This window comes from Pseudomonas sp. D3 (assembly GCF_029320995.1).
Taxonomy (GTDB): domain Bacteria; phylum Pseudomonadota; class Gammaproteobacteria; order Pseudomonadales; family Pseudomonadaceae; genus Aquipseudomonas; species Aquipseudomonas paraveronii.
Map to the genome: position 1 here is coordinate 3,098,696 of NZ_CP119772.1, position 20,016 is coordinate 3,118,711.

The 20,016-nt window shown below is 60.8% G+C and carries 15 protein-coding genes; 12 read left to right on the plus strand and 3 right to left on the minus strand.

The genetic code is table 11. From position 1 onward, the window contains the following. Positions 1–93: 93 nt before the first annotated feature. The 10 genes from P3S72_RS14235 (at position 94) to P3S72_RS14280 (ending at position 12,938) form a co-directional block, all read left to right on the plus strand. On the plus strand, positions 94–1,374 hold the full coding sequence (locus tag P3S72_RS14235) for an alkane 1-monooxygenase (protein ID WP_276197826.1): 1,281 nt from the start codon (positions 94–96) through the stop codon (positions 1,372–1,374). Between the two features lie 134 nt (positions 1,375–1,508). Further along, entirely contained in the window at positions 1,509–2,003 is a 495-nt protein-coding gene (gene praA, locus P3S72_RS14240; RefSeq protein WP_276197827.1) for an alkane oxidation protein activator PraA, read from the plus strand. A gap of 134 nt (positions 2,004–2,137) precedes the next feature. Beyond that, on the plus strand, positions 2,138–2,632 hold the full coding sequence (gene praB / locus P3S72_RS14245; protein ID WP_276197828.1) for an alkane oxidation protein activator PraB: 495 nt from the start codon (positions 2,138–2,140) through the stop codon (positions 2,630–2,632). Between the two features lie 130 nt (positions 2,633–2,762). Further along, on the plus strand, positions 2,763–3,269 hold the full coding sequence (locus tag P3S72_RS14250) for a protein activator (protein WP_276197829.1): 507 nt from the start codon (positions 2,763–2,765) through the stop codon (positions 3,267–3,269). A 69-nt stretch (positions 3,270–3,338) separates the two neighbouring features. Next, positions 3,339–4,793: an outer membrane protein transport protein gene (locus P3S72_RS14255; protein WP_276197830.1), complete on the plus strand. Its 1,455-nt coding sequence runs from the start codon at positions 3,339–3,341 to the stop codon at positions 4,791–4,793. Between the two features lie 280 nt (positions 4,794–5,073). Beyond that, positions 5,074–7,599 carry an acyl-CoA dehydrogenase gene (locus P3S72_RS14260; protein WP_276197831.1) on the plus strand — a complete coding sequence of 842 codons (2,526 nt, stop codon included), beginning with the start codon at positions 5,074–5,076 and terminating at the stop codon, positions 7,597–7,599. Positions 7,600–7,670: 71 nt separating this feature from the next. Next, positions 7,671–9,014, plus strand: a complete 1,344-nt coding sequence (locus P3S72_RS14265) for a 3-oxoacyl-ACP reductase (RefSeq protein ID WP_276197832.1) — start codon at positions 7,671–7,673, stop codon at positions 9,012–9,014. 3 nt (positions 9,015–9,017) lie between these two features. Next, positions 9,018–9,908, plus strand: coding sequence for a MaoC/PaaZ C-terminal domain-containing protein (locus tag P3S72_RS14270; RefSeq protein WP_276197833.1), 891 nt, complete (start codon positions 9,018–9,020; stop codon positions 9,906–9,908). Further along, positions 9,905–11,203 carry an acetyl-CoA C-acetyltransferase gene (locus tag P3S72_RS14275; protein WP_276197834.1) on the plus strand — a complete coding sequence of 433 codons (1,299 nt, stop codon included), beginning with the start codon at positions 9,905–9,907 and terminating at the stop codon, positions 11,201–11,203. Before P3S72_RS14270 ends, P3S72_RS14275 begins: the two co-directional genes overlap by 4 nt. A gap of 31 nt (positions 11,204–11,234) precedes the next feature. Then, the gene (locus tag P3S72_RS14280) at positions 11,235–12,938 is read left to right on the plus strand and encodes an AMP-binding protein (protein ID WP_276197835.1); all 1,704 of its coding nucleotides are present in this window, start codon (positions 11,235–11,237) and stop codon (positions 12,936–12,938) included. A gap of 54 nt (positions 12,939–12,992) precedes the next feature. Here P3S72_RS14280 and P3S72_RS14285 read toward each other — a convergent pair whose 3' ends face one another. Then, positions 12,993–14,108 carry a Gfo/Idh/MocA family oxidoreductase gene (locus P3S72_RS14285; RefSeq protein WP_276197836.1) on the minus strand — a complete coding sequence of 372 codons (1,116 nt, stop codon included), beginning with the start codon at positions 14,106–14,108 and terminating at the stop codon, positions 12,993–12,995. Positions 14,109–14,418: 310 nt separating this feature from the next. Between P3S72_RS14285 and P3S72_RS14290 the strand changes: the two genes are divergently transcribed. Together P3S72_RS14290 and P3S72_RS14295 are read left to right on the plus strand one after the other, a co-directional pair. After that, positions 14,419–15,459, plus strand: coding sequence for a YCF48-related protein (locus P3S72_RS14290; RefSeq protein ID WP_276197935.1), 1,041 nt, complete (start codon positions 14,419–14,421; stop codon positions 15,457–15,459). A 15-nt stretch (positions 15,460–15,474) separates the two neighbouring features. Next, a complete protein-coding gene (locus P3S72_RS14295) occupies positions 15,475–17,850 on the plus strand; it encodes an RND family transporter (protein ID WP_276197837.1) in 2,376 nt (791 codons plus the stop codon). 49 nt (positions 17,851–17,899) lie between these two features. Here P3S72_RS14295 and P3S72_RS14300 read toward each other — a convergent pair whose 3' ends face one another. Beyond that, a complete protein-coding gene (locus P3S72_RS14300; RefSeq protein ID WP_276197838.1) occupies positions 17,900–18,802 on the minus strand; it encodes a hypothetical protein in 903 nt (300 codons plus the stop codon). Positions 18,803–18,842: 40 nt separating this feature from the next. Then, positions 18,843–20,005, minus strand: a protein-coding gene (locus P3S72_RS14305) for an IS3 family transposase (RefSeq protein ID WP_276194115.1) whose coding sequence is annotated in 2 segments (ribosomal slippage) — positions 18,843–19,750 and positions 19,750–20,005 — 1,164 coding nt in all. Because the reading frame shifts where the segments join, the coding sequence is not laid out codon by codon here. Between the last annotated feature and the right edge of the window lie 11 nt (positions 20,006–20,016).

Genomic DNA, 20,016 nt, shown 5'->3' on the forward strand with positions numbered 1-20,016 from the left:
AATGAAAAAAACGTCTTTTATCGCATGGTTGATTTCCCGGAGCCTTGAGCGCTCCTCGAACCTGTTTTGCACCTGCCTTGTCTGGAGGTTGCCATGAGTCGCACCCTGGCAACCCCGCAAGTCTGGGCCGACGGCAAGCGCCACCTGTGGTGGCTCGGCATCCTGCCCCTGGCAACGCCTTTGCTCTCCGGCACGCTGGCGATCACCACCGGTATGCAACACCTGTGGTGGGTCGGCGTATTGGTCATCTTCGGCCTCATCCCACTGATCGATGGCCTGCTGGGCGAAGACGTCAGTAACCCGCCCGAGTCCGCCGTCAGCCACCTCGAATCCCAACGCTACTACCGCTGGATCGTCTACACCGGCGTGCTGTTCGTCATCGCTTCGGTGGTGATCACCGGCTGGCTGGCTGCCGGCGGCATCGACTGGATCATCAACGGCGGTTTGCTCCAGGCCACCGCCGCACTGGAACCTTCGAACTGGCTGGCAAAAACGGCCGCCTACATCACCTCGCGCACCCAGTTGCACGGTCAGATCGGCGCGTTCACGTACCTGGGCATGGCCATGTCGACGGGCGCCGCGACCGGCATCGCGATCAACACCGCCCACGAGCTGGGGCACAAACCCAAGCCGCTGGAAGTGTTCCTGGCCAAAGTCACCCTGGCGCCGACGTTCTATGGGCACTTCTACACCGAACATAACCGCGGCCATCATGTCCGTGTCGCCACCCCAGAAGATCCGGCCAGCTCGCGTCTTGGCGAGAGTTTCTGGGCTTTCCTGCCGCGCTCGGTGTGGTGCAGCGCACGCTCGGCGTGGAACCTGGAGCGCGAACGCCTGAGCAAACTCGGCCTGCCGGCCTGGCATTGGAAAAACGCCGTGCTCAGCGCCTGGATGTACAGCGTGGTGTTGTGGGGCGCGATGATTGCCTGGTTGGGTGCGGCGGTGATTCCGTTCCTGATCATCCAGGGCATCTACGGCTTTTCGTTGCTGGAAGTGGTGAACTACGTCGAACACTACGGCCTTAAACGCCAAAAGTTGCCCAATGGTCGTTATGAGCGTTGCTCACCGCGGCACTCGTGGAACAGTAATCGAATTGTCACCAATATCTTTCTGTTCCAGTTGCAACGGCATTCCGATCACCACGCCAACCCGACACGCAGTTATCAATCGTTGCGTCACTTTGATGAATCGCCGCAACTTCCCTACGGTTACGCAAGCATGATTGTCTGGGCTTATGTGCCGTACTTGTGGCGACGACGCATGGACCATCGAGTCCTCAGGCATTATGCCGGGGATATAACCTTGACTAATCTTCAACCCGCAAAACGTTTGCAGTATCTGGCGCAGTACGGCGGTAAAAGCAAAACGTTCTGATATGAATTGAAACGTTAAATAGCACGCTCGGGATCTTCGTGTGGCGCCGTTTTCTATCACCTGGAATTTTTCGATTTCATTGCAAGAAAGTTGTTTGACCCAACAAAAATAAAAGCAAGGGAAGGACGTACACCATGCAAACACCTGCCAAGTTCACCACCCATATCGTATTGGCCGCGTTGGGCCTGATTGTCTATCACCAGGCCCAGGCCGCGCGCATCGAACCTGCCGGCAGTGCGTTTACTGCCCAAGGCCCCATCAGCTTTTCCAAAGGCAAGCTGATCAGTGCCGACTGCACTATCAAAGTGGCCGGCAAGGTGGCGGCCGATGGCTCGTCCGTCAATGTCGACAAGGTCGAATTCGACGGTGGCCTCAAGTGCAGCCGGGTCGAAGCGATCAACCTGCCGTGGATATTAGTGGCCAAAGACACCCAAAGCGGCTCGATGTCGAAGATCAGCGTGGACGTCCACGCCTTCGGCCTGGGCGGCAAGTGTGGCCCGTCCACGGCCGACGGCACCTGGGATAACGCCACCGGCAAGTTGGAAGCCGCCAATGTGCCGATTGGCGAAGACTGCAAGATCAAGGCGGTGTCGATCAAGATGCCGGCCAACTTCAAAGTTGTCGAATAAACACATCCAACTGTTGTAGCGGGAATTGAATTGAAATTTGGCTGGAAAGGGAAGTTCTGCAGTTTCTCCGTGACCTCTCGATCATGGCCATTACCCCTGGCGAAATGATTCGCCATAACATGTGAGGAAAAATAATGAAAAGTTTGAAAACTCTCGTGTCGTTGACTGCGCTGACTGTGTGTATGGGGGCTGCCTCCATGGCAAATGCTTATAGCATCAGCCCAGTGAGTACCAGCTTTACCGCGCCCGGCACGATTTCGGTGAAGTCGCCATCTTCCTACCAGGCCACTGTTAACTGTGGGGCAACTTTCACTGGCAATGTCGACGCCACTGGCGTTGCGAAAATCACAGGTGTTGCGATCACCGGCGGCGGCCTTTGCGGTCTGCCAAAAATCACCGGCCTGCCTTGGACTCTGACGGCCACCGCTCCGGCGGCGGGCTCTGTCGCCAACGTGGGTTACACCATCGCCGGTTCGATTCTGTACCCCGCCTCCAACTGCGGCCCTTCCACCATTGCGGTGGGTTACAGCGGCGGTGTGCTGACCGCTAGCAACCAAGCACTGGCCGGCAGTTGCACCGTGGTAAGCCTGAGTGTTACCCCATCGCCAGCATTGACCATTGTTCCTTGATGGCGGCTTGAGAACGAAGGGCTGATCACCCGTTGAAAGACAGGCGCCTCAGGTGAGGCGTCTGTTTACTCAAGGCAGGCTGAGCTGCATGGGAATTTTGGATAGTCTTCCAACTGCTGGGACTTAGACAATGCACAACTTCACCACTCGAGTTTCTTTGACTGCGTTGCTGATTGGCCTGGCGTGTACATCCAGCATGGCCAGCGCGGCAACTTTTGCCCCGGCGGGTGCATCATTTACCGCTACCGGCTCAATTGCGACGGCGGTCAAGTTGTTGGTATTTACACCCGTCCCCTGCAACCTCGCACTGACGGGCCAAGTTGCCGCTGACGGCTCCAGCGCCAGTATTACCGGTGCCACTTTTACGCCCGCCAATGGCACTAACGTCCTCTGCACCCTGTCCGGGCCACTGAACTTGCCCTGGACGCTTGTACCGACAAATGCCAACACCGCCACGCTTTCCGGTTTCAGTGAAAAGGCGGCTTACGACAATTGCGACACCCCCAGTGTGCTGACGACACAGTGGAGCGCTGCCAACAACACCTTCAGCATCGCCAGCCCTTTTATGGTGAATGCCAATTGCAGGATCACCACTTTCAGCTTCAAGCCGTCGCCGGCGCTGACGATCAATCCTTGACCGGGCGACCCAACTGGCAAGACGAACCGGCCGGCGCCGGTTCAGTGAAATAACAATAAGGAGTGCCGTATGAATAATAAAAAACAACAGATGCGGGTTTTGCTGGGGTTGGCGTTAATCGGAGGGGTGATAGTTGCCGCCCCGGTGCAGGCCGGGGGCTTCTCCACACCGACGTATGGCGCGCCAGGCTGGGGCAGGGCGTTTGCCGGTGGCTCGCTATTTAAGAACGATCCAAGTTCTGCCTATAACAACCCGGCGGCCATGGCGTTTGTTGACCAGAATGTCGCGCAGATGACGGTTGATTACGCGCGCATCAAGATCAAATACAAAGGCACTGCTTCCGACTATGCGGGTAATCCGATTTCCAGTACCCCGTTGGACGCAAATGGTTTCCCCGATTCCACGGCCACCACCGTCAATAACAACGACGGCGGCGAAGGTGGGTTTACGGCCTGGTTGCCGACCGGTTTCATGGTAATGCCCCTGGGTGATCGGTTTGCTTTCGGCTTGAGCCAAGTCGTGCCGCAAGGCATGCGTTCCACTTGGGATGAAGACTCCAAGCTGCGTGACTTCGCTGTTGATACCAAGATTGAAACCATAGGCCTGACGGGCTCCCTGTCGTTCAAAGTCAACGACCAGTTCGCTATCGGTGGCGGCCTGATCGTGCAACACAGCAAGGGCTTTGTCAGCCAGAACATCGACTTGTTGTCCGCCGCGGCCGTTTCCAACTCGGTGCTTGGCGGCATCAATTTCCCATCGGATGTCGGTACTGCGTTGATGCGCGTCAAGGTCGATAACGTTTCGGTCGGCTGGTTTACCGGTGTCGTATGGAAGCCGACGGATCAAGATACGCTGGGCTTGAACTACCACGCCAAAATCAAGAACAAGATGACCGGCAAATACAACATTTATGCCGATAAGTTCTCCTACAACCTGATGACCCAACCGAGCCCATTTGGCGGCAGCGGCACGCTGGTCAATACGGCATACCCTGGGTTGGAACTGCAACCTGACGGTGCCCATGCCAGTACTCAGTTGGACATCCCAGCCACTGCTGGCTTGGACTGGGTGCACCAGTTCAACGATCGCTTCACGATGGGGGCGAGCGTGACCTGGACCGAATGGTCGTCGTTCAAGGACCTGACGCTGAAGTCCGGTGACATGACCATTGTGTCGATTCCCTATAACTACAAAAACAGTTGGATGTACTCCCTCGGGGGTGACTACCGTGTCACTGACGAGCTGACATTGCGTGCGGGGGTAGCGCTTGACCAGACGCCGACTCGCAACTCAACCCGTGACCCACGGATCCCGGACGGTGATCGTACATTCCTGTCGCTGGGGGCCGGGTACGAGGTCAAGCAGGTTAAAGGTTTGAGTGTTGATGTTGCCTATTCCCACCAGTTCGTGCAGGAGGTCAATCTGAAAACCAAGAATGTCGATCGCCTGGGGGGCGCAAGCCTTGATGGCAAGGCGGAGTCGTCCGGTGATGTGGTCAGCCTGTCCGCGACGTACAAGTTCTGACGCAGTTGAGGGACTAAGGAGAGGGCACCTGGCGCATCCGGGTGCCCGCATCCTGAGTTTCTGTTCATCACTGGGCGCACGCAAGCGGGGCCGATTTTTTCACCTGCCGACCGTGGCGGCTGAGTCATTCAGCCGCTGATTGTTTCGTCTAAGCATTAAATAAAAATTTCAAAACTAAATTTTAATTTAGCTTTCCAAGTTTCTAGTGTGGCCCTACGCCGCAGTTCATATCGATCTGCACAAGCGTTTGCCACACCCTGAATCGAGTAGAGGTATCCCCATGATGATCTGGTTATTGGTGGGTTTCGCAGCCGCGATTGCCCTGGCGTATCGACAAGCCGCCGCTATCCACTGGCTGGGCGCCGGCCTGGCCTGGCTGGCGGCCGGCTACCTGTTCAACGTGGTCGCCGTTTTCGGCACCACCGTCGTGGCGCTGTTGGTGGTGTTGCCCGCGTTGTTGATGACAGTCAAACCGCTGCGTCGCAGCCTGTTGACCAACAAGGCTCTGAGCCTGTTTCGTACAATTATGCCGGCGATGTCCGACACTGAGCGCGCGGCCATTGAGTCTGGCACCGTGTGGTGGGACGCCGAGCTGTTCAGCGGCAAACCCGACTGGCAACGCTTGCTGCAAGCCGCGCCGGCCAGCCTCAGCGTCGAGGAACAAGCGTTCCTCGACAATGAAGTCGAAACCCTGTGCGACATCGCCAACGACTGGGAAACCACCCAGGTCTGGCAAGACATGTCCCCCGCAGGCTGGCAGTACACCAAGGACGCCGGTTTCCTCGGCATGATCATTCCCAAGCAGTACGGCGGCAAAGGCTTCTCCCACTACGCGCATTCGCAAGTGGTGATGAAGCTGTCGACACGCTGCTCGGCGGCAGCGATTTCGGTGATGGTGCCCAACTCCCTGGGCCCGGCGGAACTGCTGCTGCATTACGGCACCGATGCCCAGCGCAATTACTACCTGCCGCGCCTGGCGCGTGGCGAAGACATCCCGTGTTTCGCGCTGACCAGCCCGTATGCCGGTTCCGACGCCGGGGCGATTCCAGACCTGGGCATCGTCTGCAAAGGTCTGCACGAAGGCGAGGAAGTGCTGGGTTTCAAGGTGACCTGGGACAAGCGCTACATCACCCTTGGGCCGATTGCCACGGTGCTCGGCCTGGCGTTTCGCGCCGAAGACCCGGATGGCTTGCTCGGGCAGCCCGGCTCGCTGGGGATCACCTGTGCGCTGATCCCGACGTCCCATCCCGGCGTCAACAGCGGTCGCCGTCACTGGCCGCTCAACGCGGTGTTTCAGAACGGTCCCACCACCGGCAAGGATGTGTTCATTCCCCTGGAGTGGGTGATCGGTGGCCGCGAACAAGTCGGCAACGGCTGGCGCATGTTGATGGAATGCCTGGCGGCCGGCCGGGCGATTTCCCTGCCATCGGCCAACGTCGGCCTGGGCAAGGTCGCGGTACGCGGCACCAGTGCCTATGCGGCGATGCGCAAACAGTTCGGCCTGCCCATCGGCAAGTTCGAGGGCGTGCAGGCGCCGTTGGCGCGCATGGCCGGGCATTTGTATGCCTGCGATGCGGTGCGCAAGGTGTCGGTGGCGTCCCTGGATGCGGGGGAAAAACCCTCGGTGATTTCCGCCATCGCCAAGTACCACGTCACCGAACGTGCGCGGATGATCGTCAACGACGGCATGGATATCGTCGCGGGCAAGGGCATCTGTATGGGCCCGAATAACTTCCTGGCCCGTGCTTATCAACAAAGCCCGATTGCGATCACGGTGGAAGGCGCGAACATCATGACGCGCTGCCTGATCATCTTTGGCCAGGGCCTGATTCGTTGCCATCCCTATGTGTTCCGCGAGATGGAGGCCGCGCGTAACCCCGACCGGCGCAAGGCGCTGGAGGCGTTCGACCGTGCGATGTTCGGCCATGTGAGCTTTGTCCTGGCCAACACCACACGCGCAGCGGTGCATGCGTTGACCGGCGGGCGCTTGATTGGCGCCCCGGTCAAGACCGACCCGGCGTTGGCGTCCTACTATCGCCAGGCCAATCGGCTGTCGGTGGTGCTGGCGTTGATCTCGGATGTTTCCATGGGCGTGCTCGGCGGTGCGCTCAAGCGCAAGGAAAGTATCACCGGGCGTCTGGGCGATATTCTGTCGCAGTTGTACATCCTGTCCTGCGTGCTCAAGCGCTTTGAAGATGACGGCCGGCCGCAGGCGGATTTGCCGCTGGTGCATTGGTCGGCCCAGGATGCGTTGCTGCGCGCCCATGAAGCCCTCGCCGAAACACTCGATAACTATCCGTCGAAAGCCGCGGCAGCGCTGGTGCGCGGCTTGAGTTTTCCGTTTGGCATCCCGTTGCGCAAACCCTCGGATCGGCTGCTGGCTCAGGTGGCGGATGTGGTGCAGACCCCCGGCGAAACCCGTGAGCGCTTGCTGGCCAATTCCTACATCCCACGTCCGGAAATCGACAAGCTGGCCTACGGCGAATTGGCTTTCCGCCTGGTGCCGCAGGTGGAGCTGATCGATGCGCGGCTCAAGCCTGCGGTCAAGCAGGGCTTGCTTGAACCGATGCCGATCGCCGCCACGGCCTTTGCCGCCTGGCGCGTCAAGGCGCGGGCGCTGGACTTGATCAGCAGCGATGAAGACGCCTTGCTCGCGCGCTATGTGGAATATGCCGACCATGCCATCCAGGTCGACGACTTCCCGCAGGACTTCGGCCTGCTGGAGGCGTTGCAGCAACGTAAGCACGTGTTGGAACCGTCCACCAAGCGTCGTACCAGCCAGGGCGAGAATGCTTCGGTCAATTGAGTGGCACTGAATGAACGCGCCCAGATGGCTCGGGCGCTCATGCCGATACCGTATTGAGAGTGGATGTTTATATGAGTGACAGCTACCTTTCGTTCGTCAATTCCCCCTGGGGCCGACGCCTGGCCCAGGCCATCGGCCTGCCGCAACCGTTGCCGCTGCAACGCCATCGCAGTGGCCAGCAAGGCCTGGCCAACCCGGTGATCGTCGCTGGGGCAGGGCGCCTGACTGCGCAAGTGCAACAGATTTTCAGCGCCACCGACACGGTCGCCGCCACGGCGGCGACCCTCAAGGCGCCGTCCACGGTCAAGGTGCAGGGGGCGGTGTTCGATGCCACCGGCGTAGTCGACCTGCAGCAGCTCGATGAGCTCTACGTATTTTTCCACGCCAACGCTAAGCGCCTCGCCCAGCATGGCCGCGTGGTGGTGCTCGGCACCGCCCCGGAACACTGCAAGGATTTGCCCCAGGCCATCGCCCAGCGCGCCCTTGAAGGCTTGGTGCGTTCGTTGGCCAAGGAACTGCGCCGGGCGATCACCGTGCAATTGATCTACGTCGCGCCGGGGGCCGAAGACGCCTTGGACAGCAGTCTGCGCTTCTTTCTGTCGCGCCGTTCGGCCTATGTGTCGGGGCAGGTGGTGCGCCTGGAAAAGCCGGTGGACGGCCCGGTGGCGGTCAACTGGGACAAGCCCTTCGCCGGTCGACGCGCCCTGGTCACCGGCGCTTCCCGTGGTATCGGCTTGGCGATTGCCCAGGTGTTGGCGCGGGACGGCGCGCATGTCGTGTGCGTGGACGTGCCTCAGGCGCAGAACGCGCTGCAGCAGGCCGCCGCCAGTGTTGCTGGCTCCGCGCTGGCGCTGGACATCACCGCAGCGGAGGCGGTGTCGCTGTTGCAGGCGCATGTCAGCCAATATGGCGCCTTCGACGTGGTGGTACATAACGCCGGGATCACCCGCGACAAGACCATCGCCAAGATGACCGAAGTGGCCTGGCGCAGTGTGTTGGCGGTCAACCTGGAAGCGCCGTTGCAACTGAGTAACGCGCTGCTGGAAGGCCAGGGCTTGAACCCCGGTGGGCGGATCGTGTGTGTGTCGTCGATTTCCGGCATCGCCGGCAACCTTGGGCAAAGCAACTACGCCACGTCCAAGGCCGGGGTTATCGGCCTGGTCCATGGCCTGGCACCGCTAGCGGCGGCGCAACAGGTCACGGTGAATGCGGTGGCGCCCGGGTTTATCGAAACCCAGATGACCGCAAAGATCCCGCTGTTGATCCGCGAAGCGGGGCGGCGCATGAATTCGCTGTCCCAGGGCGGCCAGCCGACCGACGTGGCCGAAACCATCGCCTGGCTGGCTCACCCGGCGTCCGGCGGCGTCAACGGCCAAGTCGTGCGCGTGTGCGGCCAAAGCCTGCTGGGAGCTTGAATCATGGACTACTTGACGCAGATCATCGACCCGCCGCCGTCGCGCATCGAGTTGCTGCTGGACAGCGTGCGCGCCTTGCGCAAACCCAAGCTCGACGGCGCGCCTGAGTTGCCCAAGGCGCGCCTGGTACGTTCGGCGGTGGCGTTGTCGGCCGCCGACATCGCCACCTATGGCCGCGCCTGTGGTTTCCGGCGTGAGCAGGGCGTGCCGCTGTCCTATCCCCATGTGCTGGCGTTCCCGTTGCACCTGATGTTGCTGACCCGGCCGAGCTTCCCATACCCGGCCAGCGGCATGGTCCACCTGGCCAACCGTATTCGTCAGCAGCAGCGCTTGCACGAAGGCCAGGCCCTGCGCCTGGAAGTGTTTTGCGAGCGCTGGGTCGCCCACCCCAAAGGGCAGGCCTTGAGCATCGCGACCCGCGCCTACAGTGCCGGCACCCTGGTGTGGGAAAGCGACAGCCTGTACCTGCGCCGGGAGATTAAAAATCCCTTGGGGGAGCCTTGGAATGACGGACTGCCGTTACAGCAAGAGGGCCTGCTGCGCACCCAGCGCTGGGTGCTGCCAGCCGATTTGGGGCGGCGTTTTGCCGCTGTTTCGGGGGATTTCAACCCGATCCACACCTCGTTGATCGGCGCGAAACTGTTTGGCTTTCGCCGCGCCATCGCCCATGGCATGTGGACCCTGGGCCGCGCGTTGGCCGCCCAGCAGCCACCCGGTGGCCTGGACCAGGCCGAAGCCCATTGCGACTTCAAGCTGCCGATCTTCCTGCCCGGCCAGGTTGCCCTGTGGAATCGCCCGGTAACCGGCCCGCGCCGTGAATTTGAAGTGCGCAATGTTGCCGGGGATAGACCCCATATGCGCGGGTTGTTCATCTGGAATGAGAGCCTTAAATGAGTGACTACAGCTTCAACCCGGCCCCGACTCGCCGTGTGGCGATCATCGGCGGCAACCGTATTCCGTTTGCCCGTTCCAACACGGTGTATGCCCACGACAGCAATCAGGATTTGCTGGTGGCGGCGCTGCAAGGCCTGGTCGACCGCTACAACCTGCACGGCCAGCGCCTGGGCGAGTTTGCCGCTGGCGCGGTGATCAAGCACGCGCGGGATTTCAACCTGGCGCGTGAGTCGCTGTTATCGACCACGCTGTCCGCGCAAACCCCGGCCTACGACCTGCAACAAGCCTGCGGCACCGGCCTGGAAGCGGCCTTGCTGGTGGCGAATAAAATCGCCCTCGGCCAGATCGAGGTGGGCATCGCCGGCGGCGCCGACACCACGTCCGACGCTCCCATCGGCATCAATGAAGCACTGCGTCACACCTTGCTCGCGGCCAATCGCGCCAAGGCCCTGGGCGACAAGGTCAAGGCGCTGCTGAAGGTGCGTCCGTCGATGTTCTTCAAGCCGCTGCTGCCGCGCAATGGCGAGCCGCGCACCGGCCTGTCCATGGGCGAGCACTGCGAAGAAATGGCCAAGCGCTGGCAGATCAAGCGCCTGGCCCAGGATGAATTGACCCTCACCAGCCACCAACGCCTGGACGCGGCCTACCGGCGCGGCTTCTTCGACGACCTGATCAGCCCCCATCGCGGCCTGGCGCGGGATAACAACCTGCGCGCCGACACCGGCCTGGAAAAACTCGCCGGCCTGGCCCCGGCTTACGATCGGCAACATGGCACGCTCACGGCGGGCAATTCCACGCCCCTGACCGATGGCGCCTCGGTGGTGTTGCTCGCCAGCGAGGCGTGGGCCGCCGAACACGGCTGGCCGGTATTGGCCTACCTGCGCACTGGCGAGACGGCGGCGGTGAATTTTGTCGACGGCAGCGAAGGCCTGCTGATGGCCCCGGCCTACGCCGTGCCACGCATGCTCAAGCGCGAAGGCCTGGGCTTGGCCGACTTCGATTTCTTCGAGATTCACGAAGCGTTCGCCGCCCAGGTGCTCTGCACACTCAAGGCCTGGGAAGACGCCGACTACTGCCGCGAACGGCTGGGGCTGGACGCACCGCTGGGCGTCATCGACCGCGCGAAGATGAACGTCAACGGTGGCTCCCTGGGCTGCGGTCATCCTTTCGCCGCCACTGGCGGCCGGCAATTAGCGGCGTTGGCCAAGGCCATTCACGAGCGCGGCGGCGGTCGCGGCCTGATTTCGATCTGTGCGGCGGGCGGGCTGGGCATTACCGCCATCGTCGAAAAGTAGCGCTATCAAAAACAACAACAAGGAGACTGCCATGAACGCTATCAGCCTGGAACACACTGAACGGGTGTGGTTGAACGCTTACTTGCCCGGCGTCCCGGCGGACATCGATGCCGCTATCGAGGACTACCCGTCGCTGCGCGAGGTGTTCCTGGAGCACCTGGAAAAATTCCGCGAGCGGGTCGCCTACGTCAGCATCGGCACTGAAATGACCTACGCCGACTGGCAGGTGCAAGGCGTCGCGTTTGCCGCCTGGCTGCAGGGCCAGGGCGTGAAGACGGGCGACCGCGTGGCGCTGATGATGCCCAACTGCTTGCAGTACCCGATCTGCCTGCTGGGCACGATCCTGGCCGGTGCGGTGGTGGTCAACGTCAACCCGCTGTACACCGCCCATGAGCTCAAGCATTTGCTCAAGGACAGCGGCGCCGAGACCGTGGTGATTTTCGAAAACTTCGCCCACACCCTGGAAAAAGTCATCCCCGGCAGCAGCGTCAAGCGCGTGGTGGTGGCGGCCATCGGCGACTTGCTCGGCACCTTCAAGGGCGCGGCGATGAACTTCATCCTGCGCCGCGTGCAGAAGCAGGTGCCCAAGTTCAGCCTGCGCGGGTCGGTGCGGTTCAATCAGGCGCTGAAACAAGGACAGGCACTGAACCATTTTCCGGTGGACATGCACCTCGACGACCTGGCCTTCCTGCAATACACCGGCGGCACCACGGGTGACGCCAAGGGCGTGATGCTCAGCCACCGCAATATCATCGCCAACCTGCTGCAGGCCAAGGCCTGGGTCGGCAACCAATTGGACCAGGATCAGCAGGAAACCAACGTCACCTTGCTGCCGCTGTATCACATCTTTTCCCTGACGGTGAACTGCCTGATGTTCATGTGCCTGGGCGGGCGCAACATCCTGATCGCCAACCCGCGGGACGTGAAACGCGTGCAGATGATCCTGCGTAAGGAGCGCTTCAACGGGATTGCCGGGGTCAACACGCTGTTTAACGGCCTGCTGGAGAACCAGGAGTTTTGTGCGCGGGACTTCTCCGCCCTGCGCATGGTGATCGCCGGCGGCATGGCCACGCACACGGCAGTGGCCAAGCGCTGGAAGGCAGTCACTGGGCTGCCGATCATCGAAGGCTACGGGCTGACCGAATGCTCGCCGGTGGTGAGCATCAGCCCCATCGATATTTCACGCATGCGCGAGATGGAATTCACCGGCAGCATCGGCGTGCCCTTGCCATCGACCTGGGTGCGTTTTATGCGTGAAGACGGCCAGTTGGCCGAGCTTGGCGAGCAGGGCGAACTGCAAGTGCGCGGCCCGCAGGTGATGCAGGGCTACTGGAAGCGGCCCAAGGAAACCGCCGAGGTGCTGGATGCCGAGGGCTGGCTGTCGACCGGTGATATCGGGGTGATGGATGTGCGCGGCTATATCCGCCTGGTCGACCGTAAGAAGGACCTGATCCTGGTCTCGGGCTTCAACGTGTACCCCAATGAAATCGAAGACGTGGTGGCATTGCACCCCGGCGTCGGTGAAGTGGCGGCGATCGGCGTGGAAGATGGCGTGACCGGCGAGCGGGTGAAGATCATCGTGGTGCGCAAGGACCCGAACCTGACCCAGGCACAGATCCTGGCCCATTGCCGGGAATACCTGACGGGGTACAAGGTACCGAGGTACGTGGAGTTTCGCAGCACCGAATTGCCGAAGACCACAGTGGGCAAGGTGCTGCGCCGCGCGCTACGCTAATTTGAATCTGTAGGTGATCTAAATGTGGGAGGGTGCAAGCCCCCTCCCACATTTTCAGACTGCGTTGATGTTGACCCAGCGTTGTTCCCGAGCCGCCACCCGAATCGCCGTCGCCAGCCGCTCGACCGCCCACGCCGCTTCAAAGTCGCTGCCGTCCGCACCTTGGCCGGCCACGGCCATGATCAACTCCTGCACTTCCAGCGTTTTCAATTCGTTGTAGCCCAGTTGGTGGCCGGCGGCCGGGCTGAATGCCGCGTAGCCGGGCAGGGCGGGGCCGGCCAGCAAGCGTTGGAAACCGTCCTGGCCCTTGCGGCACAGGCGCAGTTCATTCAAACGCTCCTGATCGAAGGCCAACGTGCCTTGAGTCCCGCTGATCTCAAAACCCAGGTGGTTCTTGTAGCCGTGCTTGAGCCAACTGCTGCTCACCGTGCCGCGCGCGCCGTTGGCGAAGCGCAACAGGGCGTGCACCTGGTCATCCACGGCGATGGATTTGAGTGTGTCGCCGCCTTTGACGGCTGGGCGCAGGGCATGCACGGTCTGCGTATCGGCACACACGCTGACCACATCGCCCACCAGATAGCGTGCCATCGACAGCAAGTGACTGCCCAGGTCCGCCAGGGCGCCTCCGGCGTGTTCCACTTCACAGCGCCACGACCAGGGTGAGGCCGGGTCGGCCATGAAGTCTTCGCTGAACTCGCCCTGGAAACTGATGATTTCGCCCAGTTCACCATTGGCGATGATCTGCTTTGCCCACCCGATCATCGGGTTGTGCTGGTAGTTGTAGCCGACTCGCGTCACCACACCCGCCGCACTGGCCGCACGGCGCATCGCGTCGGCCTGCTCCAGGCTGACGGCCAGGGGTTTTTCGCAGTACACCGCCTTGCCGGCAGCGATCGCGGCCATGGCCATGGGGTAGTGCAAATGGTTCGGCGTGGTGATCGCCACCACATCGACCGTGGGGTCGTTGACCAGTGCGTGCCAGTCGCCATGGGCCTGGGCAAACCCCCAGGCGTTGGCGCAGCGCTGGGCGCGTTCGGTGTCGGCATCGGCCAGGGCGGCCAGTTTGAGGCTGACCGGCAGTTCAAATACCGTGCGGGCGTTATTGAACGCCAAGGCATGGGCACGGCCCATGAAGCCAGTGCCGATCAGGCCGATTCCGAGTTCGCGCATCGCCGTGGTCCTTTGGATTATTGTTTTCAGGGAGGCTATTAATGGAATATAAATTCAAATAATTCAAGATGTGGAAAAAATAATTCATTCCTGCGCCCGCATCATTGCGGTTGATGTGGTTACATTCAGCGCATGGCCAAAAGCCGCCAGTTAACAAAAGATAACGTAGCGTCGATTGTCAGACGATTCGAAACCCCGATAGGATGGCCCCTGCTTCCTCTAGGCGCTCTAGATTGCAGGTTTCAGAGCCCGGGAAGGTAAGACGACCTAACAATAATAAATGGGAGAAAGGTCTATGAGTGAGCCTGTCATGGGTTGGGTTGTTTGCCGCCCACGCGCCGCACGCAGGGTTGCGTTGCTGGCCACAGCGCTCTCGCTGTTTGCAGGTGCCGCGTTGCCGGCACTCGTGCTGGCAGCCAGCGATACCCCCTTACAGCCGGTGTTGGCGATTGAATCCCCCAAGGCTGCCAAAGGCCTGATGATCGACGTAGTCCACGCAGGCTCGCGTCTGGTGGCGGTCGGTGATCGCGGGCATATCCTCTATTCCGATGACCAGGGCAGCACCTGGACCCAAGCCAAAGTCCCCACCCGCCAGTTGCTCACGGCGGTGTTTTTTGTCGATGACCAGCAAGGTTGGGCCGTCGGCCACGATGCGCAGATCCTGGCCAGCACCGACGGCGGCGCCACCTGGACCCAGCAATACCAGGACCTCAAGCGCGAAGCGCCGTTGCTCGACGTGTGGTTCAACGACGCCCACCACGGCCTCGCCGTCGGCGCCTACGGGGCGCTGATCGAAACCACCGACGGCGGTAAAACCTGGGAGGACGTCAGCGACCGCCTCGACAACGAAGACCAGTTCCACCTCAACGCCATCGCCTCTATCAAGGACGCCGGCCTGTTTATCGTCGGCGAGCAGGGCAGCATGTTCCGCTCCAGCGACGACGGCCAGACCTGGGAAAAACTCGAAGGCCCCTACAAGGGCTCGCTGTTCGGCGTGATCGCCACCGCCCAACCGCACACCCTGTTGGCCTACGGCTTGCGCGGCAACCTCTACCGCTCCACGGATTTCGGCAGCACCTGGGAGCAGGTCGAACTGAAGGCGGCGCGCGGCGCCCTGGAGTTCGGCTTGTCCGGGGCGACCTTGCTCGCTGACGGCGCGCTGGTGGTGGTTGGCAACGGCGGCAGCGTGGTGGTCAGCCATGACGACGGCCAGACCTTCAGCGTGTTCAATCGCCCGGACCGTATTTCACTCTCGGCGGTGACGGCGGCGGGCAATGGCAACTTGGTTCTGGTCGGGCAGGGTGGTGTTCGTGTTGCTACGCCAACCGGCGCCGAACCCACAAAACAATAAGAAGGCGGGGAAAGAATGAGCAGTCATCACAACGATAAAGCGACCTTTCTTGAGCGCCTGATCTTCAACAACCGCCCGGCAGTGATCGTCATCTGCCTGCTGGTGAGCATTTTCCTGTTCTGGCAGGCGACGTTGATTCGCCCATCCACCAGCTTTGAAAAGATGATCCCGCTCAAGCACCCCTTCATCGAGAAGATGATGGAGCACCGCAACGACCTGGCCAACCTGGGCAACACGGTACGTATTTCGGTGGAGGCCAAGGACGGTGACATCTTCACCAAGGACTACATGGAGACCCTGCGGCAGATCAACGACGAGGTGTTCTACATCTCCGGCGTCGACCGTTCGGGCCTCAAGTCGCTGTGGAGCCCCAGCGTGCGCTGGACCGAAGTGACCGAAGAAGGTTTTGCCGGCGGTGAAGTGATCCCGCAGAGCTACAACGGTTCGCCGCAAAGCCTCGATCAGTTGCGCAACAACGTGCTCAAGTCCGGCCAGGTCGGGCGGCTGGTGTCCAACGACTTCAAGTCGAGCATCGTCGACATCCCGCTGCTGGAGTCCTACCCGGACCCGCAGGACCAGGGCAAGTTGCTGGCGCTGGACTACCGGAAGTTCTCCCATGAATTGGAGGACAAGATCCGCACCAAATTCGAAGCGCAGAACCCCAACGTCAAGATCCACATCGTCGGTTTCGCCAAGAAGGTCGGCGACCTGATCGACGGGCTGGTGATGGTCGTGCTGTTCTTCGGCATTGCCTTCGTCATCACCCTGGTTCTATTGCTGTGGTTCACCAACTGCTTGCGCAGCACCGTCGCGGTGTTGAGCACCACGTTGGTGGCCGTGGTCTGGCAACTGGGTTTGATGCACTTCTTCGGCTTTGGGCTCGACCCGTATTCGATGCTGGTGCCGTTCCTGATCTTTGCCATCGGTATTTCCCACGGTGTGCAGAAGATCAACGGTATCGCCCTGCAATCGAGCGACGCGGACAACGCGCTGACGGCCGCACGGCGTACCTTCCGCCAACTGTTCCTGCCAGGGATGATCGCGATTCTGGCGGATGCGGTGGGTTTCATTACGCTGTTGATCATCGACATCGGCGTGATCCGGGAACTGGCCATCGGCGCGTCCATCGGCGTGGCGGTGATCGTGTTTACCAACCTGATCCTGCTGCCGGTGGCGATTTCCTATGCCGGTATCAGCAAGCGCGCCATCGCCAGGAGCAAGAAAGACGCGAATCGCGAACACCCGTTCTGGCGCCTGCTGTCGAATTTCGCCAGCCCGAAAGTCGCGCCGATTTCCGTCGCCCTGGCGCTGGTCGCGTTTGGCGGCGGCCTCTGGTACAGCCAGAACCTCAAGATCGGCGACTTGGATCAAGGCGCGCCAGAGCTGCGCCCGGATTCGCGCTACAACAAGGACAACAACTTCATCATCAGCAATTACTCCACCAGTTCCGACGTGCTGGTGGTGATGGTCAAGACCAAGGCCGAAGGCTGTTCGCGCTATGAAGCCATGGCGCCCATCGACCAGTTGATGTGGAAGATGCAGAACACCGAGGGCGTGCAGTCGGCGATCTCGCTGGTGACCGTGTCCAAGCAGATGATCAAGGGCATGAACGAGGGCAACCTGAAATGGGAAACCCTGTCGCGCAACCCGGACGTGCTGAACAACTCCATCGCCCGCGCCGATGGCCTGTACAACAACAACTGTTCGCTGGCGCCGGTGCTGGTGTTCCTCAACGACCACAAGGCCGAAACCCTCGACCGCGCCGTGCATGCGGTGCAGGACTTCGCCAAGGAAAACAACAAGGACGGCCTGGAATTCATCCTCGCCGCCGGTAACGCCGGGATCGAGGCGGCCACCAACGAGGTGATCAAGGCGTCGGAGCTGACTATCCTGGCCCTGGTGTACCTGTGCGTAGCGACCATGTGCATGATCACCTTCCGCTCCTGGGCGGCGACCCTGTGCATCGTGCTGCCGCTGGTGCTGACGTCGGTACTGGGCAACGCGCTGATGGCGTTCATGGGCATTGGCGTCAAGGTCGCGACTTTACCGGTGGTGGCCCTGGGCGTGGGGATCGGCGTGGACTACGGCATTTACATCTACAGCCGTCTGGAAAGTTTCCTGCGCGCCGGTTTGCCGCTGCAAGAGGCGTACTACCAGACGCTCAAGTCCACAGGTAAGGCCGTGCTGTTTACCGGGTTGTGCCTGGCGATCGGCGTGTGTACCTGGATCTTCTCGGCGATCAAGTTCCAGGCCGACATGGGCCTGATGCTGACCTTCATGCTGCTGTGGAACATGTTCGGTGCGCTGTGGCTGCTGCCGGCGCTGGCAAGGTTCCTGATCAAACCGGAGAAATTGGCCGGGCAGAAAGGCAATTCGCTATTCGCCCATTGAGTGCGTTGGTGGGGGCGGTTTCGCCCTCACCGTCAATGTCACACCGCGCTCACTGGCTTGCGCGCGGTGCTGGCGCGATCGCCAGGAACAGCTGGTCCACGGGCGGCGTGATCAACACGTAGACAATCCGCCTGATCGGCTCGGCGCCCGGTTCCTGGGGGCTACGCAAGCTGGCTTGCACGTGTTGCTTGAGCAAATCCTTCTGCGTGTATTTACGCTGCTCCGCCAGTTTCAGATGGGCGCGGGTATAGCGGGCGGGCGGGGCGTCGGCGCTGGCGTAATGGAAGTGCGCATACCACAGCACCACCGGCGGTTTTTTCGCTTTGTCGTACACCGCGTACTCGGTGAAGAAGTCGCCACTGAGGGTCGGCCGTTGCGGGTCGGCCAGGCTGGTCAGGTTGATATCGATCTGCTGGTGCTGCCACAGATACTCGAGGCCCTCCTGGGTCGGCCATTGACGCTTGTAGCCCTCGCTGCACACCCGTTGCGCCAGCCGAGCCATGTCGCGGGCCTGGGCCTGGTATTCATCGATCAGGTCCTGGGCCGAGGGTTTATCGAGGTGGTCGCGTTTGATTTCATCGGCGAGTGCGCAGAGCTTGTTCGCGTGCCCGGTGAGCAGCTCGTCCCAGTCGCCAGGGTTGACCTGTTGGCGGGTGAGGGGCGAATCAAGTTTTTGCTGGTCGCAGGTTATGACGCGTTCAATGCCGCTGCGTTGCTCGATCAGCGTCTGGGCCAGGCCTTTGAGCGTTGCCAGCGTGCGGCCTTGTGGGGCTGGCATGGGGGCTTGGGCCGGCTGCTCGGCGGTCGTCTCCCAGCCATCCGCGTGCTGGTTGAATGAGGCAACGGCTTCACCGGTCAGCGTATCGGTGAGGGTGAAGTGCTCCTCGGTGTTCTGCGCATCGGCCGGCTTGAGTTCGCCGATCAAATAGTCTTTTTTACGGGTTTTGAACACGCGTTTTGTCGGCGCCTTGGGCCGCAGGGTTTTGTAGTGGTCAACTAATCCCGGACACGACGTTAAGTTTTTCCTCGGCCCGCGCTGGTGCCAACCCCTCGTTGAATTGGTGAGGCCGAATCCAGTTGTAGCGATGCATCAAAAAATGGCTGATATCGCGCTGTGCTTCCTGCGCAGTTCGATAGCCCACGGTCGGTATCCATTCTGTTTTCAAGCTGCGAAATACGCGCTCCATCGGTGCGTTATCCCAGCAGTTTCCTCGTCGACTCATGCTCTGGCGCATGCGGTATCGCCACAACCGCTGGCGAAAGAGTCGGCTTGCATATTGCGATCCTTGGTCCGAGTGGAATAGCAGATCCGAAGGCCTGCCACGCTGCTCGTAGGCCATATCCAACGCTTTGATCACCAGCTCAGCGTCTGGCTTTTCCGACAGCGCCCAACCCACGATCCGACGCATACAAAGATCCAAGACGACAGCCAGGTAATGCCACTTTCCTTGCGCCCAAATGTAGGTGATATCGCCGCACCAGACTTGATTGGGCGCTGCCACATCGAACTCGCGGTTCAATGTGTTCGGGATATCGAGTCTTTCTACTGTTGCTCGTTTGTAGGCATGGGAGCCGGGTTGTTTGCTGACTAAATCAAGCTCGCGCATCAAGCTACGCACTTTGAATCGACCGAGTTGCTCACCGTCTTCACGCATCAGCGACAGAATGCTACGACTGCCCGCAGAGCTGCGACTTTGCGAGAACAGCTCACTGACGCGACTACGTAATCGAAGCCGTTCAACATCGGGCGTGCGGCGCCGCAGGCGCTGGGCGTAGTAACACGAGCGAGTGACGTCAAACACCTTGCACAGCCAATCAACCGGCTCATGGGCGCTCAACTGGTCAATCAGCGCGAACGCTCGTGATCTTCCGACATCAAGAGCGCGGTAGCCTTTTTTAGTATTGATTTCTCTCGCTCAAGCCGAGCAATCCGGGCTTCCAGCTCCTGAATTTTTTGCTGCTCCGACGTCAGTGCCTTGCTCTGCGGAGTGATGCCTTTATGTTCTTTCTGAATCTGGTCAACCCAGCGGCGCAATGCCGACTCACCAATGCCGAGTGAACGGCTGGCTTCGATGTAGCTGTAGTTTTGTTTGAGCACAAGGTCGGCAGCCTCGCGCTTGAATTCAGCGGAAAAGGAACGGCGTTGTTTGGTCATCTGACACCTCG

Bases quoted from the DNA above. Each gene is read 5' to 3' on its own strand.
- P3S72_RS14235 (WP_276197826.1), top strand. From the start codon at position 94: ATGAGTCGCACCCTGGCAACCCCGCAAGTCTGGGCCGACGGCAAGCGC.
- praA (WP_276197827.1), top strand. From the start codon at position 1,509: ATGCAAACACCTGCCAAGTTCACCACCCATATCGTATTGGCCGCGTTG.
- praB (WP_276197828.1), top strand. From the start codon at position 2,138: ATGAAAAGTTTGAAAACTCTCGTGTCGTTGACTGCGCTGACTGTGTGT.
- P3S72_RS14250 (WP_276197829.1), top strand. From the start codon at position 2,763: ATGCACAACTTCACCACTCGAGTTTCTTTGACTGCGTTGCTGATTGGC.
- P3S72_RS14255 (WP_276197830.1), top strand. From the start codon at position 3,339: ATGAATAATAAAAAACAACAGATGCGGGTTTTGCTGGGGTTGGCGTTA.
- P3S72_RS14260 (WP_276197831.1), top strand. From the start codon at position 5,074: ATGATGATCTGGTTATTGGTGGGTTTCGCAGCCGCGATTGCCCTGGCG.
- P3S72_RS14265 (WP_276197832.1), top strand. From the start codon at position 7,671: ATGAGTGACAGCTACCTTTCGTTCGTCAATTCCCCCTGGGGCCGACGC.
- P3S72_RS14270 (WP_276197833.1), top strand. From the start codon at position 9,018: ATGGACTACTTGACGCAGATCATCGACCCGCCGCCGTCGCGCATCGAG.
- P3S72_RS14275 (WP_276197834.1), top strand. From the start codon at position 9,905: ATGAGTGACTACAGCTTCAACCCGGCCCCGACTCGCCGTGTGGCGATC.
- P3S72_RS14280 (WP_276197835.1), top strand. From the start codon at position 11,235: ATGAACGCTATCAGCCTGGAACACACTGAACGGGTGTGGTTGAACGCT.
- P3S72_RS14285 (WP_276197836.1), bottom strand. From the start codon at position 14,108: ATGCGCGAACTCGGAATCGGCCTGATCGGCACTGGCTTCATGGGCCGT.
- P3S72_RS14290 (WP_276197935.1), top strand. From the start codon at position 14,419: ATGGGTTGGGTTGTTTGCCGCCCACGCGCCGCACGCAGGGTTGCGTTG.
- P3S72_RS14295 (WP_276197837.1), top strand. From the start codon at position 15,475: ATGAGCAGTCATCACAACGATAAAGCGACCTTTCTTGAGCGCCTGATC.